The organism is Streptomyces sp. TLI_185 (genome assembly GCF_003814765.1).
Lineage (GTDB): Bacteria > Actinomycetota > Actinomycetes > Streptomycetales > Streptomycetaceae > Streptomyces.
This window is the reverse complement of sequence record NZ_RKRB01000001.1, coordinates 8,554,448-8,569,507: the sequence shown is the minus strand read 5'-3', so window position 1 is coordinate 8,569,507 and position 15,060 is coordinate 8,554,448. Positions and strand designations below refer to the sequence as shown.

16 protein-coding genes are annotated in these 15,060 nt (G+C 70.0%); 8 read left to right on the top strand and 8 right to left on the bottom strand.

All coding sequences use genetic code 11. The features are described 5' to 3' along the window. Nucleotides 1-3 precede the first annotated feature (3 nt). Both EDD92_RS39370 and EDD92_RS39365 read right to left on the bottom strand, forming a co-directional pair. Nucleotides 4-1,206: an ABC transporter substrate-binding protein gene (locus EDD92_RS39370; protein WP_123968710.1), complete on the bottom strand. Its 1,203-nt coding sequence runs from the start codon at nt 1,204-1,206 to the stop codon at nt 4-6. A 28-nt stretch (nt 1,207-1,234) separates the two neighbouring features. Beyond that, entirely contained in the window at nt 1,235-2,272 is a 1,038-nt protein-coding gene (locus EDD92_RS39365) for an ABC transporter ATP-binding protein (protein ID WP_123968709.1), read from the bottom strand. Between the two features lie 103 nt (nt 2,273-2,375). On the opposite strand from EDD92_RS39365, the gene EDD92_RS39360 reads away from it, so the two are divergent. Beyond that, on the top strand, nt 2,376-3,134 hold the full coding sequence (locus EDD92_RS39360; RefSeq protein ID WP_123968708.1) for a FadR/GntR family transcriptional regulator: 759 nt from the start codon (nt 2,376-2,378) through the stop codon (nt 3,132-3,134). Nucleotides 3,135-3,170: 36 nt separating this feature from the next. Then, the gene (locus EDD92_RS39355) at nt 3,171-3,926 is read left to right on the top strand and encodes a cache domain-containing protein (protein WP_123968707.1); all 756 of its coding nucleotides are present in this window, start codon (nt 3,171-3,173) and stop codon (nt 3,924-3,926) included. Nucleotides 3,927-3,938: 12 nt separating this feature from the next. Here EDD92_RS39355 and EDD92_RS39350 read toward each other — a convergent pair whose 3' ends face one another. Further along, on the bottom strand, nt 3,939-4,601 hold the full coding sequence (locus EDD92_RS39350; protein ID WP_185124269.1) for a hypothetical protein: 663 nt from the start codon (nt 4,599-4,601) through the stop codon (nt 3,939-3,941). A gap of 223 nt (nt 4,602-4,824) precedes the next feature. Here EDD92_RS39350 and EDD92_RS39345 point away from each other — a divergent pair, with 223 nt between their 5' ends. Then, entirely contained in the window at nt 4,825-5,478 is a 654-nt protein-coding gene (locus tag EDD92_RS39345) for a helix-turn-helix transcriptional regulator (RefSeq protein WP_123968705.1), read from the top strand. Nucleotides 5,479-5,510: 32 nt separating this feature from the next. Beyond that, nucleotides 5,511-6,041 (top strand): toxin-antitoxin system, toxin component, encoded by a 531-nt coding sequence (locus tag EDD92_RS39340; protein ID WP_185124482.1) that lies wholly within the window; start codon nt 5,511-5,513, stop codon nt 6,039-6,041. A gap of 20 nt (nt 6,042-6,061) precedes the next feature. Here the strand turns inward: EDD92_RS39340 and EDD92_RS39335 are convergent, their stop codons facing one another. Together EDD92_RS39335 and EDD92_RS39330 are read right to left on the bottom strand one after the other, a co-directional pair. Then, a complete protein-coding gene (locus EDD92_RS39335; RefSeq protein WP_123968703.1) occupies nt 6,062-6,496 on the bottom strand; it encodes an ankyrin repeat domain-containing protein in 435 nt (144 codons plus the stop codon). An 80-nt stretch (nt 6,497-6,576) separates the two neighbouring features. After that, nucleotides 6,577-7,620 carry an alpha/beta fold hydrolase gene (locus EDD92_RS39330; RefSeq protein ID WP_123968702.1) on the bottom strand — a complete coding sequence of 348 codons (1,044 nt, stop codon included), beginning with the start codon at nt 7,618-7,620 and terminating at the stop codon, nt 6,577-6,579. 222 nt (nt 7,621-7,842) lie between these two features. On the opposite strand from EDD92_RS39330, the gene EDD92_RS39325 reads away from it, so the two are divergent. Beyond that, complete coding sequence (locus EDD92_RS39325; protein WP_123968701.1) at nt 7,843-8,070, top strand: hypothetical protein; 228 nt, start codon at nt 7,843-7,845, stop codon at nt 8,068-8,070. A 25-nt stretch (nt 8,071-8,095) separates the two neighbouring features. Here the strand turns inward: EDD92_RS39325 and EDD92_RS39320 are convergent, their stop codons facing one another. Continuing rightward, nucleotides 8,096-8,779: a 4'-phosphopantetheinyl transferase gene (locus EDD92_RS39320; protein ID WP_123968700.1), complete on the bottom strand. Its 684-nt coding sequence runs from the start codon at nt 8,777-8,779 to the stop codon at nt 8,096-8,098. Further along, nucleotides 8,776-9,636, bottom strand: coding sequence for a metallophosphoesterase (locus tag EDD92_RS39315; RefSeq protein WP_123968699.1), 861 nt, complete (start codon nt 9,634-9,636; stop codon nt 8,776-8,778). The genes EDD92_RS39320 and EDD92_RS39315 overlap by 4 nt, the downstream gene beginning before the upstream one ends. A gap of 267 nt (nt 9,637-9,903) precedes the next feature. Between EDD92_RS39315 and EDD92_RS39310 the strand changes: the two genes are divergently transcribed. From EDD92_RS39310 to EDD92_RS39300, 3 genes are all read left to right on the top strand, one after another. After that, complete coding sequence (locus EDD92_RS39310; RefSeq protein WP_123968698.1) at nt 9,904-11,025, top strand: ATP-grasp domain-containing protein; 1,122 nt, start codon at nt 9,904-9,906, stop codon at nt 11,023-11,025. A 252-nt stretch (nt 11,026-11,277) separates the two neighbouring features. Then, entirely contained in the window at nt 11,278-12,966 is a 1,689-nt protein-coding gene (locus tag EDD92_RS39305) for a carbohydrate binding domain-containing protein (protein ID WP_123968697.1), read from the top strand. A gap of 132 nt (nt 12,967-13,098) precedes the next feature. Next, nucleotides 13,099-13,800 carry a hypothetical protein gene (locus EDD92_RS39300; RefSeq protein ID WP_123968696.1) on the top strand — a complete coding sequence of 234 codons (702 nt, stop codon included), beginning with the start codon at nt 13,099-13,101 and terminating at the stop codon, nt 13,798-13,800. 7 nt (nt 13,801-13,807) lie between these two features. Here EDD92_RS39300 and EDD92_RS39295 read toward each other — a convergent pair whose 3' ends face one another. After that, on the bottom strand, nt 13,808-15,058 hold the full coding sequence (locus EDD92_RS39295) for an alpha-L-fucosidase (RefSeq protein WP_123968695.1): 1,251 nt from the start codon (nt 15,056-15,058) through the stop codon (nt 13,808-13,810). Between the last annotated feature and the right edge of the window lie 2 nt (nt 15,059-15,060).

Genomic DNA, 15,060 nt, shown 5'->3' with positions numbered 1-15,060 from the left:
GCCTCAGCCCTTGATCTCGGTCCAGGCCTGGACCCACTTGGCGTACGGCACGCACTTGACGTCGGTCCGCCCGTCGAGGCACTGCTCGATGGGCGTGTTCCAGAAGGCGATGTTCTTCCAGTAGCTCTCGTCGGCGGCGTGGTAGGTCGTGCAGAAGTTCTTGTCGCTGGTCAGCTCGCACGCCTTGGAGTTGGCGGGGGCCTCGCCGAAGTACTCGGCGACCTGGGCGTTGACCTTCGGGGAGACGATCCAGTCCAGCCATTTGTAGGCGCAGTTGGGGTGCTTGGCCTTGGCCGAGACCATCCAGGTGTCGGACCAGCCGGTCGAACCCTCCTTGGGTACGAAGGCCTTGACCTTGGCGCCCTCGCCGGCGGCGAGGTTGGCGATGACCTGCCAGGTGGTACCGACCACGGAGTCCCCGCTCTTGAAGGCGGAGATCTCCTTCAGATAATCGCTCCAGTACTCGCCTATGTTCGCGTTCTGCTTCTTCAGCAGCGCGACGGCGGCGTCGAACTGCTTCTGGTCGAGCGCGTACGGGTCCTTGATCTTCAACTCGGGCTTGGTGGCCTTGAGATACAGCGCCGCGTCGGCAATGTAGATCGGCGAGTCGTACGCGGTGACGTGGCCCTTGTACTTCGAGGCGTCGTCGAACACGGCAGCCCACGAGGTCGGAGCCGGGGTGACCTTCTGCGTGTTGTACATCAGCAGGTTGGCGCCGCGGCCGTGCGGGATGCCGTACATCTGGCCCTTGACCGAGTTCCAGCTGCCGTTCTTCAGGCCGCTGAAGATGTCCTTGTAGTTCGGGACGAGCTTGGTGTTGACGGGGGCTGCGTCGCCGGAGGCGATCAGACGCAGGGAGGCGTCGCCGGAGGCGGAGACGGCGTCGTACTCGCCGGTCTTCATCAGTTTGACCATCTCGTCGGAGCTGGCGGCGACCTTGGAGTTGACCTGGCAGCCGGTCTGTTTCTCGAAGGGGGTCACCCAGTCGACCTTCGGGTCGTTGGAGCCGTCCTCGACATAGCCGGCCCAGGCGATCAGGTTGACCTTGCCCTCGGACTTGCCGAGCTTGGTGGGTGCCTTGAGGTCCGGGGGGTTGAGGCCGGTGGCCGAGGAGCCGCCGCCGTTGCCGGAGGATCCGCAGGCGGTTGCGGCGAGGAGCAGCGCGGCGGCGCAAGCTGCGGCCTGGAGGGTTCGGGTGGGGCGCACGACGTTTCTCCCTACGGGACAAAGGGCTTCAGCGGGCGTCGGGGACCTGGACGGTGTGGCGGTGGTGCCATTGCAGACGCACCCGGGTGCCGCGGTAGGCGGCGACGTCCTCGGCGGAGGTCTCCAGGTTCTGCTGGACTGCGGTGAGGCGGCCGCCGGCGTCGAGGTCGACCAGGAAGCGGGTGGCGTCGCCGAGGTAGACGACCTCGGCGACGGTGCCGGTGGCGGTGGCGTGGTCCGGCTGGTCGGCCTCGGCGGACTCCTTGAGGACGCGGATCTTCTCGGGGCGGATGCTGTAGATGCCGGGGGTGCCGACGACGCGCTGCGCGGACTCGCCCTCGAGCAGGTTGGAGGTGCCGACGAAGGAGGCGACGAAAGGGGTCGCGGGGCGTTCGTAGATCTCGGCGGGGGTGCCGACCTGCTGGATGCGGCCCTGGTCGAAGACGGCGATGCGGTCGCTCATCGTCAGGGCTTCCTGCTGGTCGTGAGTGACGAAGACGAAGGTGATGCCGACCTCGCGCTGCAACGCCTTGAGTTCGACCTGCATCTGCTCGCGCAGTTTGAGGTCGAGGGCGCCGAGGGGTTCGTCGAGCAGCAGGACGCGGGGGCGGCCGACGAGGGCGCGGGCCAGGGCGACGCGCTGGCGCTGGCCGCCGGAGAGCTGCGCGGGGCGACGCTTGCCGAAGCCTTCGAGGCGGACCTCGGCGAGGGCCTTGCGGGCGCGGACCAGGCGTTCGGCCTTGGGCACCTTGCGGATCTTGAGGGCGTAGGCGACGTTCTGCTCGACGGTCATGTGCGGGAACAGGGCGTAGTCCTGGAAGACGGTGTGCACGTCCCGCTCGAAGGGGGCGAGGCCGGTGACCTCCTGGCCGGCGAGTTCGATACGGCCCGCGGTGGGGATCTCGAACCCGGCGATCATGCGCAGGACGGTGGTCTTGCCGGAGCCGGAGGGGCCGAGCATCGAGAAGAACTCGCCGTCGCGGATCTCCAGGTCGATCCCGGCCACGGCGGTCGTCTCCCCGAACGACTTCCGCAGATCCTGCAGCCGGATCGCAATTCCCTCCATGGACGGGAACCTTTCTGGCGTTCTCGTACGTTGCTACGTTGCACGGAAAGATATGAAGTCATAGTTCAAAGCTCAAGAGGCCCTTAGGGTAAAGCTTGAGTCAATGCACCAGGTGGTGGCCGTGAAGCAGCAGCAGATGAACGGCGGCGCCCGAAAAGCCGTCTTCGCCCCGGTGGACAGCCGGGCGCGCGTCGACGCGGTCGTCCGGCGGATCGGCGACGCCATCGAGCTCGGACTGCTCGCCGACGGGGAGCAACTGCCCGGCGAGAGCGAGCTGGCCGGGCAGCTCGGCGTGTCCACGGTGACCCTGCGGGAGGCCCTCATGGCCCTTCGCCAGCAGGGCCTTGTCACCACCCGCAGGGGCCGCGGCGGCGGCTCCTTCGTCTCCCTGCCCGAGGTCCCCGGCGAGGAGCGCCTCAAGGTGCGCCTGCGCGGCTGGAGCACCGAGGAGCTCCGCGACCTCGGCGACCACTGGGCGGCCCTGTCGGGCACGGCGGCCCGGCTCGCCGCCGAGCGCACGGAGCCGGACGACCTCGTACAACTGAGGCGTACGGCCGAGGAGTTGACGCAGGCGGCGGATGCGGCCGCCCGCAGCCGCGTCTACGGCCGCTTCCATGTGGAGCTGGCCGCCGCGGCGCAGTCCGCCCGCCTCACCCGGGAACAGGTCGCGCTGCAGACCGAGATCGGGGCGCTGCTGTGTCTTGTGCTCGGGGACGACGAATATCGTGAAGAGGTGGCACACCGTCACCGCTCCGTAATCTCGGCGGTGCAGGATGGGGCCCACGAAACGGCCAGGGAACTGGCCGAGCGGTGCGTCCAGGACTCCACGGCGCGGCTCGTCGCCCTGCGCCTGACCCTGTAGGCGTCGCGACCGGTCCCCGTCCGCTGGAGGGCACCCATGAGCCTCGCGACGGCAGCAGCCGGTACGGCACCCGAGGTCGCGGCAGCGGTCCGCTCCGCCCTGGAGAGCGTTTTCGACGCCGTGGCCGCCACCCGCACCGACACCGCGGACCTGCTGGCCAAGGTGGCCGCCGAGGGCCGCCGCCCCGCGACCGTCGACCTCGCCGCCCTGCGCCCCGGCCTCCATCTGCGCCTGGCCCGCAACGAGTTGGTCTCCGGCGTCGGCTTCGTCGCCGCACCGGGGTTGCTCACCGATGTACCGGCCTGGCTTGAGTGGTGGCAGAGCGGCTCGGACGGTGACGTACGGCCGCTGCTGCTGGACCTCGATCCCGAGCAGTCGGCGTACGCGGACTACACGCACTGGGACTGGTTCGCCCTGCCCCGCGACACCGGGGAGCGCGCGGTGGCCGGACCGTACGTCGACTATCTCTGCTCCGACGAGTACAGCCTCACGCTGTCCGCGCCGGTGCAGATGGAGGGGCGGTTCGCCGGAGTGGCCGCGGCGGACGTGTACCTGCGGCACTTCGAGGCGGCCGTGCTGCCGATGCTGCGCCGGCTGCCCGGGCCGGCCCATCTGGTGAACGCCCGCGGACGGGTGACCGCCTCCGCCGACCCCGCCCATCTCGCCGGGTCCCTCACCAAGGGACCCGATTTCGCCGCCGTACTGCGGCGGGCACGGCCCGGAAGGTTCCGCGGACTGCGGCTGGTCCCCTGCCGGGACATCCCCCTCGTGCTCGTGATCTCCCCGCGCTGACGGTGGCGGCCGTCAGGCCTCGGGGGCCGGCACCACCCTCAGGTGCGCCGCCGCGTGGCGGGCCTTGTGGGCCCGGGGACGGGCGGGGCGCGTCTCCCGCAGCACCAGCGTCATCCGTGTGTACCCCATGTCCTGCAGCGTCCTCGGGGTCTCGTCCACCACGCGGCAGTCGGTGGCGCCCCAGCGCGGATCGGGGTGCGTCAGGGGGCGTACGGCGCCGTCGTGCGCCACGGCCTGTTCGCCGACCGCGCGGATCCAGTGCGGCAGGCCCTGCCCGTAGGCGGCCTCCATGATCGGATCCTGGGCGATGTCGCGGCGGATGGACTGCAGTCCGTGGTCGTGGCCGTAGCGCTCCACGGCGGCCGCGAAGTGCGCGAGCATCGGCAGGCACCAGCTGGACTCGTGCTCGCCGAGGACCGTGCCCGCGTCCGGGTGGAACAGGACGAATCTGAGGAAGTTGTCGCCGGGCATCGCCGTCGGATGCGGGCTCACCTCGCGGAAAAGTGACGCGAAAGCATTGTTGGAGAGAACGACGTCCCAGCGGTGGTCGAGGACGACGGACGGAAAGGGAACGGCCTCCAGGAGGGCGGCGTAGTCCTGCAGATACGCCTGGGCCTCGAGACTCTCGGGGACGGGCCGCGGTGCCGGACGCTGCCCTCCTGCCTGATACGCCATCGGGAGGTCACCCCTCTTGCCTCTGCGGCCTTCACGCGGCGCCTTGATCCTGCGGCCCCGGATCGAGTCGTGTCAACTATCGTGGCATTTCGTGCTTGTTGACGGCTGAAATTGGCCACAGTTGTGGCGACACCTGGATGTGAGTTCGAACTACCCGGTAATCTCCGTCGAGTTCACGGCAACCGCTTGTGAGAAGCCTGTGAGAAACGTAGGAGATCTGTCGGTGACGGATGGCTTCGAGGGTCCGGGCACCTCGGCTGCGACCGCTGCGCTGCCGGCCGTCGTCGCCCGCGTCACCGCGCTCGCCGACCGGCTCGGCGTGCCGCACGTGGAGGTCTTCGACACCGGCCGCCTGTCCGCCGCCTCGGGCGTGCCCGAGCCCGTGGTCAGAGCCCTGCTGAGCGGCCGTCCCGCGGGCGAGCCCGATGTGCAGGAGCGGTTTCTGCAGCGCCTCGACCTGCTGCGCCGCACCCGGCTCAAGCCCAACGGGCGCAAGTACACCCAGCAGGAGATCGCCGACGGGGCGGGCATGTCGCGCCAGCAGGCGGGCGCGCTGATCAACGGCGACCGGCGCCCCACCATGGAGCACTGCGACGCCATTCAGCGCTTCTTCCGGGTGCACGCCGGATTCCTCACGGCCGAGGACCCCGAGGCCCTCACGGGCGCCCTGCAGAGCACAGAGCAGGAACTCCTGCACAAGCTCGCGGAGCGGGAGGCTGCCGCGGCCGCCGACGACCCGCTGGAGCGGCTGCTGCAGGACCACGGGGTCCGCGGAATCGCCTGGCGGGCCGCGCAACTGCCCACCGACCAGCACCGCGACAAGGTCGCGGAGTGGCTGGACATGCTTCTGGAGAGCGTCAAGCGGCCCGAGTCGTGAGCCTGGGGAGAGCTGTGGGCATCGGAAGGGAAATGCGCCGTCTGTGCGGCGAGCTGGTCGCAGAGCTCACCCTTGCCGCACCGGCACCGCCCGAGGCCCTGTACGGCGCGCTGTGCCAGGCGATGAGCAGACGGCGCGGCCGGCCGGTCCACTTCCGCACGGCCGCCTTCCCCACCGGCACGGCGAGCGGGCTGTGGCTCGACATGACCGACCAGGACCTCGTGGTGGTCGAGGAACGGACCGCGCCGGACCACCAGTTGGTGATCCTCGGCCACGAGCTGTGGCACATGAAGGCCGGCCACTGCGGCCATCACGTCGAGGGCGCCAAGGTCGCGGCCCGCCTGCTCAGCGACGGCGCGGACCTGCGGGACACCGTCCGCAAGGTGGCCGCCCGCAGCCGTTTCGACCTCGCCGAGGAGCAGGAGGCCGAGTCCTTCGGGCTGCTGCTGGCCAGCAAGTGCCGTACGTGGCTGGCGGGTTCGGGGGTTCGGGGGCCGGTGCAGCGCGATCATCTGGCGGGGCGGATCGAGGCGTCGCTCGGGTATCTGGGGCCGCAGGGCTGAGTACGCGCCGGTCGGCTCCGTCACGTGGTGCGCAGACGGGCCGTCGCACCCGCCGCGGTGAGGAGAGCGGCGGTTTCGGGGTGAGGGCCGTTGTTCGCCCAGTCCAGCGGGGACCAACCGGTGCCGTGGTCCTCGCGGAGATTCGGGTCGGCGCCGTGTGCCAGCAGCTCGCGCACCGCCTTCGTGTGCCCCCAGCACGCGGCAGCGCACAACGGTGTGCCTTCCGCGCCGATTCCACGGCTCTCGGTGTCCGGGGCGGCGCCGCACGTCAGGAGCAGACGGACGATGGCGGCTTCGCCGTGCACTGATGCCACATAGAGGGGCGTGGTGCCCTCGCCGTCGGCTCTTTCCGGATCGGCCCCGGCCCACAGGAGAGCCCTCGCGCGGGCTGTGTCGCCCCTCCAGATCGCCGCGAAGAGCCGACCCGAGAGCTTCTTCTGCCGCCGACGGTTCATAAGAGCCGAGGCTACCGACCGGTCACCTGAGCGGTCGAGGCAATATCCACTCGCCGCCGGTCGCGACCAGCAGTGATATGTCACGTCGCACTGCGTTCGCTGGCCTCTCTCATATCGCGTTCCACCGCGCGGCTGCGGGGGGTGTCGGGGCGCCCGGCGCTGGTGCCCGGCCGGCCCCCGACAAGGAGTTCACGCCAGCGCTCCCGGCTCCAGCCGGCCGGTTGCGTGCTCGCCGTGAACTCCTCGACCAGCGACACGAACCGCGCAGGGTCGCTGTGGAACGGGAAATGGCCTGCCTGTTCGAAGATCTCCAGCCGGCTGCCCGGCATCGCCTCGTGCGCCCCGTACGCGTGCCGCACCGGCACCACGCTGTCCCGGTCGCCCCACAGCAGCATGGTCGGCATGCCCTCGGTGAGATAGCACCGGTCGAGCATGGTGACGACCTGGCCGCGCCAGTCGACGACCGCGCGCAGGGTGCGGATGAACGCGTTGCGGGAGGTCTCGTCCGGCAGGGCGTCGACAAGGGTGAGCAGTTCGGGTGCGTCCTGGCCGAGATCGGTGTCCAGGAGCTTCATCAGACGCACCGCGAGCCCCACTTGCAGCCGCATCCCCGGCAACCGCAGGGTGGACAGCATCAGGTGGGCGCCCGGCAGGGAGACCAGGCGCAGCACGGGATTGACCTCGCGTCCCACCCCGCCCGCGCTCACCAGGATGAGCCGCTCGGTGCGCTCGGGGAACTGGTAGGCGAACTGCATGGCCACGCCCCCGCCCAGCGAGTGCCCGACCAGCGTCGCCGACTCGATGCCGAGCGTGGTGAGCAGGTCCCGTACGCCGTTCGCATACGCGGCCACCGAGTAGTCGGCGCGCGGTTTGTCCGAAGCGCCGTGGCCGAGCAGGTCGGGCGCGATCACGGTGTGGGTGCGGGCCAGGTCGGGGATCAACTCGGCCCAGGTCGCGGAGGAGTCGCCGATGCCGTGGATGAGCACCAGTGCCGGGCCCTCGCCGGCCATGCGGAAGGCGCGCCGGTATCCGTGCACCACGCGGTACTGCAACTCGAGTTCTCCGTCGCCCACCGGGCGCAGTCGTACGGCGCGCATCGGGCGCCGTAGTGGGACGTCGACCACGCACTCGCCTCCCCGTTCCAGGGCCGCGCACAAGCGGCCGAAAGCCCTTGTCCTCCAGCGTAGAACTGCTTTCCCACAACGGATTTCGAGGAGGTTTCGCCTCCGCTAAGCGGGCGAACGGACCGGTGCCCGGACCCCATTGTCAGTGGCGGGCGGCAAGCTGGAGTTGCGCCCCCTTGTACGGGGGTGTGACCGACGAAGCCGAGCGGGGAGAGCCGACCGATGCCCACTGCCGTACTGACCGACCACGAGCGCACCGCCGTACAGGCCTACCTGCGGCTCTTGCACACCGTACGAGCCGCTTTCGACGGTCCCCCCGGCTCCCCGCGCCCACCCGTCGTACCGCCCGCGGTGCTCGCCGAGGCGGAGCAGGCACTGGCGGCGGCGGGTCTGGCGGGGAACGAGGAGGAGTTCTTCCGGCTGCTGCAGAGCTGGTGCCCGGAGCCGTGACGGCCGGCGGCCGCCGGGCGGGGGTTCACCGGGTGGGCGGCACGGCGATCGCCGTCGCCACCAGCCCCCGCTGGACGGTCCACCGGCCCTCGAAGTGGCCGAGCCGACGGCCGCCGACCAGCGGGCCGGGGACGAGGAGTTCGGCGCGGAAGCCGCCGTGCAGCCGCTCGTCGGGGTCGACGCTGACCTCGATGTCGGCCTCGGTGAACTCCAGCCACAGTCCGGTGAGCGGGAACCACGCCTTGTAGACGGATTCCTTGGCGCTGAACAGCAGCCGGTCCCAGTGGACCTCGGGGTGCCGCACGGCCAGGCGGCGCAGCCTGGCCGCCTCGGCGGGCAGGGCCACCGCGTCCAGGACTCCGTCCGGGAGCGGCCGGTGGGGTTCGGCGTCGATACCGACGGAGGCCAGGTCGGTGGCGCGGACCAGGGCGGCGGCGCAGTAGCCCTCGCAGTGGGTCATGCTGCCGGCCAGGCCGGGCGGCCAGCCCGGTGCGCCGCGTTCGCCGGGCAGGAGGGGCTGCGCCGGCACGCCGAGCTTCTCCATGGCGCGGCGCGCGCAGGCCCGTACGAGGGCGAACTCACGGCGGCGCTTGTGCACCGCCCGCGCCACGGCCTCCGCCTCCTCGGGATACAGCGGTGCGGGCTCGCTCCCGTCGTCGCCGTGCACCTCCACGGCCACCACCTCGTCCGGCAGCAGCTCCTCGATCACCCGGCCCTGACCTCCTTCGGCAGCACGCGGCGCAGTTGCCCCGGCGGCTGCGGCCGCTTGCGCCATTCGCGGGGGTAGCCGACGGACACCTCCTCGAAGCGGACACCCTCGTGCCAGGTGGTCCGCGGGATGTGGAGATGCCCGTACACCATGGTCTCGACGCGGAAGCGGCGGTGCCAGTCGGCGGTCAGTTCGGTGCCGCACCACATGGCGAACTCCGGATGCCACAGCACGTCGCAGGGGTGCCGGTCCAGAGGGTAGTGGTTGACCAGGACGGTCGGCAGGTCGGCGGGGAGCGCGGCGAGTCTGCCTTCGGTCTCGGCGACCCGGGCCCGGCACCAGTCCTCGCGGCTCGGGTAGGGGTCGGGGTGCAGCAGGTACTCGTCGGTGCACACGATGCCGGTGCCGTGCGCGTACTGAAGGCCCTGCTCCTTGGTGGTGCAGCCGGCCGGCAGGAACGAGTAGTCGTAGAGGAGGAAGAGCGGTGCGACGGCCACCGGACCGCCCTGGCCCTCCCAGACCGGGTAGGGGTCCTCGGGTGTCGTCACGCCGAGTTCGCGACACATGGCGACCAGGTGCTCGTAGCGGGCGACGCCACGCAGGGTGACGGGGTCCTTCGGATGGGTCCACAGCTCGTGGTTGCCCGGCGCCCAGACGACCTTGCGGAAACGGCTCGCAAGCGTCTTCAGAGCCCAGCGGATGTCGGCCACGTTCTCCGAGACGTCGCCGGCCACGAGCAGCCAGTCCTCGTCCGACTCGGGGCGCATCGCCTCGACGAGGGCGCGGTTCTCGGCGTATCCGATGTGCAGGTCGCTGATGGCCAGCAGCTGTCCGGCACCACCGGCCGTCGACGTCACCTTCCGCCCCCTCCGTACACGCTGCGCACCCGCGGTCCCACGGATGGGACCACGAGAACACATTTCCCGGCTCACCGACAAGGCAGCAAGATCGTCGAATCCGTAACACGTACGTTGCACGCGCGGCCTCTGGGAAGCCGTATGATCGCCCCAACACCACCGCCATGAACTTCCCTTCATTCAAGGGCGGTTTGGTGACCCTCCAACTCCCCTGCCCGGGCACGGGCTGCTCAGCCGTGCCCGCGAACCGTGAAAGGACGGCCCTGCATGGTCTCTCGCGTACGCGTCTGGCTCAACCGCACGTACGCGGAGAACGTGTTCTTCATGGATCAGCTGCGGCGAAATCCCAGCGATCGGGCCGTGGAGATCCATGCGACGCACGGGGACGCGGACTCCCCCGTGCTGGCCGCCGCCGACACCGCCGATCTGGAGCCGGAGGGCCTGTCCCCGGCCGCGTACGTCGAGTACGCCCTCGACCAGTGCCAGCGGCGCGGCATCGACGTGTTCGTGCCCCGGCTGCAGCAGTCGGCGATCGTGGCGCACCGCGCCGACTTCGAGGCGGTCGGTACGGCGCTGCTGGCGCCGCCTCCGGAGGCGGTGGCCGTCTTCCACGACAAGGTGATCGCGTACGAGGCGGTCCAGGCGATCGGGGTGCCCGTGCCACCGTGGTGGCGCGTGCGGACCGCGGGTGAACTCGTGGCTGCCGTGGAGGAGTTGGAGGCGGGCGGGCACAAGGCGTGCTTCAAGCCGGCGTCCGGCGCTGGCGGGGTGGGCTTCCGCATCGTCACGCGCGCCCCCTTCTCGCTCGTTCACCTCAACGGCTTCCCGGGCCCGCATGTGCCGCTGGATCTGGTCGTGGAGGCACTGCAGCAGTCCGACGAGCCCGTCGACTGGCTGGTGATGCCGCGTCTGGAGCAGCCGGAGGTCTCGGTGGACTGCCTCACCGGGCCGGACAACCGGGTGCGGCTGGCGATCGGACGCACCAAGAACGGCCGGCGGCGCGGGTTCACGCTGCACGAGCAGTGGCTGGAGCCGGCGCGGCGGATCGCGGAGGGGTTCGGGCTGCACTATCTGTCCAACATCCAGTTCCGGATGTTCGGCGACGAGCCGGTCCTCATGGATGTCAACACCCGCCCGGCGGGGGGCCTGCATCAGCTGTCCCTGTGTGGCGTCAACGTCCCTTGGGCAGCAGTGCAGTTGGCGCTCGGCGAGGACCCGGGTGAGATGGCTCCGCCGTTCCTGGGGCAGGACTACACGGTGGTGTCGGGGCCGCGGCCGCTCCGTCCGGTGTCGCTGCCGCAGCAGAGGGTTGAGGCGGAGCCTCTGTTGCCCGCAGTGCCGGCGCCCGTTGACTCCGTGGAGGTCTCGGCTCAGGCCCTGCCGCTCTAGGTTGTCTGCCGACTGCGGGTTGTCTGTGGCTTGTCGCTCCCCCACTCTCGGCTTCGCTCGAGCGGGGAGACCCCCATCGCGGCGGAGCCGCAAATCGATACAGCCCCGCGCCCCTAAAGGCCGCTACCCCACCGGTATGGACCAATTCGGCGTCAGACCTTGACACCGAGATTGGTCCATACCAACTTGGTTGCGCACCCCTCTGCAGTTCTCTCTGCACTCCCGAACACCCCCATTCCCCAGGGAGATCGCGTGCGCAACACACTCAGACGTTCCAGACGTCGGCTACTCGCACTACTCGGCTCCGCCGCTCTCGCGCTCGCCGGAGCCATCGCCCTTCCCGGTACGGCCCAAGCGGCCAACATCCTGACGAATCCCGGCTTCGAGTCGGGCAGTCTCTCCCCCTGGACCTGCACCGGCAACCTCGGTTCGGTCGCCTCCTCCCCCGTGCACGGCGGCTCCAAGTCCCTTGCGGGGGCGGTGAGTTCGAGCGACAACGCGCAGTGCAGCCAGACCGTCTCCGTCCAGCCGAACACCGCGTACTCGCTCAGCGGGTGGGTGCGCGGCTCCTACGTCTACCTCGGCGTGAACGGCGGCGCCTCCACCTGGACGACGTCCCCGTCGGCGTACAGCCGGCTGTCGGTGTCCTTCACCACCGGTGCCTCGCAGACCAGCGCCACGATCTACGTCCACGGCTGGTACGCCCAGGGCACCTACTATGCCGACGACATCAGCCTCGACGGCCCCGGCGGCGGGGGCGGCGGCTCGGACACCCAGGCGCCCACCGCGCCGACCGGGCTGACCTCGACCGGCAAGACCTCGTCGAGCGTGTCGCTGAAGTGGAACGCCTCGACGGACAACGTCGGTGTCACGGCATACGACATCTACAGCGGCTCGAACAACGTCCTCACCGTCTCCGGTACGTCCGCCACGGTCAGCGGGCTCTCGCCCAGCACGTCGTACACCTTCACGGTGAAAGCGCGGGACGCGGCCGGTAACACCTCCGGGGCTTCCAACTCCTTCTCCGTGACCACGGATGCGGGCAGCGGTGGCGGCACCGGATTCAAGCAGGCCGCGCCCTATCTGTACGAGGGCTGGGGCGACCCGCCGAGCCCCTCGACGGTGATGAGCGCGACCGGCGTCAAGTGGTTCACGATGGCCTTCGTGCTCGACTCGGGCGGCTGCACTCCCGCCTGGGACGGCAGCCGGCCGCTGACCGGCGGCGCCGACCAGTCCGCGATCAACGCCATCCGTTCCGCCGGCGGTGACATCGTGCCGTCGTTCGGCGGCTGGCAGGGCAGCAAGCTCGGCGCCAACTGCTCCTCCGCGAGCGCGCTCGCCGGGGCCCTGCAGAAGGTGATCGACGCCTACTCGCTCAAGGCGATCGACATGGACATCGAGAACTCCGACGAGTTCGAGAACGAGGCCGTCCAGGCGAAGATCCTCACCGCCCTGAAGACGGTCAAGGCCAACAACCCCGGCCTGAAGACCATCGTCACGTTCGGCACGTCGACGACCGGCCCGACGTACTACGGCAACCGGCTCATCGAGCAGGCGCAGTCGCTGGGCGCGAACATCGACGTCTTCACGATCATGCCGTTCGACTTCGGCGGCGGCTCCGACATGTACGGCAACACCGTGAACGCGGCGGAGGGCCTGAAGGCCAAGCTGAAGTCGACCTTCGGGTGGGACGACGCCACCGCCTACTCCCACATCGGGATCTCCGGCATGAACGGCCTGTCCGACCAGCAGGAGACCACCACCCCGGCGATCTGGACCCAGATCAAGGACTGGGCGAACTCGCACCACATCGCCCGGCTGGCCTTCTGGTCGGTCAACCGTGACCGGCCGTGCCCGGGTGGCGGTGTGGTGAGCAACTGCTCCGGCATCAGCCAGAACAACTGGCAGTTCACCTCGATCACGGCCGGCTTCACCGGCTGAGGAGCAACTGAGGCGGGACTGAGGAGGCTGGAAGAAGGGCTGGCGCCCGGGTCCCCGCGGCGGGAAGAATCTTGTCCCGCCGCGGGGGCCTTCTCGTGGTTCGACGTGACGGGAACCGGGGGCGGCGCAGGCGTGAGGACGAGGATCGCGGTCGCCTGGTGTCTGTTGCTCCTCCTCACGCTCGGCCTCGCCGCGTGCGGGGTGCCCAGCGACTCAGGCTCGGGGGCGGGGCTGGGCCAGGCCGCCTTGGAGGCCTCGATCCGCAACGACCGCAAACACCTCTTCGACGGGTCCCTCACCTACACCCCGTACATCTCGATGTCCGTCGGTGGCCATCTGACCTACGCCGTCATCCTCACCGCGCGCGGCGAGAAGTCGTCGCGCCGCGCCGCGCAGGCCGCCCTGGAGACCCGGGTCTTACGGGTGGGCGGATGGCAAGGTGCCGGGCTGTCGGCAGACGACCCGGACGTGAAGACGGTGTTGCACGGCCCGGAGAAGCATGCCATCGCCGCGCCGGGAGAGACCGCTCAGTGGCAGTGGAGTGTGTCGGCCGACGAGCCGGGCGCCTACGACCTTGCTCTCACCGTCATCACCTACCAGGGTGAGACGAACCGTGCCCTGGCGACCCTCGACCCACCGATCAAGATCCATCTGAAGGTCTACAACACCTGGTCGCACCGCTTCACATCGATGCAGAACTGGCTGTACACGGCGGCGGGCATCGCGGGCGCCCTTGTCGGTATCTACGCGCTCCGGGCTCCCCTGACCGAACTCGTACAAGGACGGCGGGAAGCCCGGAAGCAGCGTGACGAGAACCGGGACGGCTATATGTGAGCGGGTCTCAGAAGCGGCCCGACCCCCGGTACAGCTCCAACTCCCCCTCCAGCTCCACGGCGAGCACGGTCGCGTACGGGTCCAGGTCCGCCTCCACCGGCGGATCGATCCACACCACACCCACCGCGTCGTGCAGCCCACCGACCACCCGGTGGCCCAGCTCGGTGCCGGTGCCGAGGACGGTGACCTTGCGGACCGCCGTCGCCAGCCCCCGGACGCCGATCTCTGCTCGCGGGATGTCGAACAGGGTGAGGTAGAGGGTGCGGCGGTCGGCGGAGAGGGTGCTTGGCCCGTAGTGGTGCCCGGCCGGAAGCCCGCGCACCGTTCCGTACACCGCCTCCGCGTGCCTGCGGATCCACTCCCCCAACCCCTCCAGCCGCTCGACCTGCGGCTGCGGGATGGTGCCGTCCTCCATGGGGCCGACGTCGAGGAGCAGATTGCCGCCCCCGCCGATGGTCTCGGTGAAGTAGCGGATCAGCTGGGCCAGAGACTTGTGGTTGTGGTCCTGGTGCTGGTAGCCCCACGAGTCGTTGATCGTCAGGCACAGCTCCCAGGGCCCGTCCGGTGGCACGATGGGGGCGCCCTGCTCGGGCGTCGCGTAGTCGCCCTCGCTGAGCATGCGGGCGTTGAAGACGACGTCGGGCACGTACGAGCGGATGAGTGCGGCGAGTTCGGGGATGCGCCACTGCTCCTCGCTGCGGTCCCACTCGCCGTCGAACCACATCAGGTCGGGCCGGTAGCGGGAGGCCAGTTCGCGGATCTGGCCGTCCCGGTAGGCGATGAACCGCTCCCAGGCGTCAAGGTCCTCGTCCTCGGCGGCGACCTCCGAGTAGCGGTTGTCCTCCAGCTCCGGCGGGCGGCCCGGCTTGCGCGTGGACGCGTAGTCCGGGTGGTTCCAGTCGGAGTGGGAGTAGTAGAAGCCGACCTTGAGGTCCTTCTCGCGCAGGGCCTCGGCGTAGGGGCCGAGATAGTCCTTGCCCAGGTTGAGGTCGCCGTACTCCGTGTCCCACAGGGCCACGCCGTCATGGTGACGGCTCGTCAGTACCGCGTACTTCGCGCCGGCGCGGGCGAACAGGTCCGCCCACGCCTTCGGGTCGTACTTGGCGCCGGTGAAGCGCTCCAGCTGGGACATGTACCGGTCGTGCGGCACGATGTCGTCGTAGAACGACCAGGACTCCTGGACGCCGTCGACGGCGTAGATGCCCCAGTGGACGAAGATCCCCAACTTGGCGTCGGTGAACCAGGGTTGCATGGCCATGC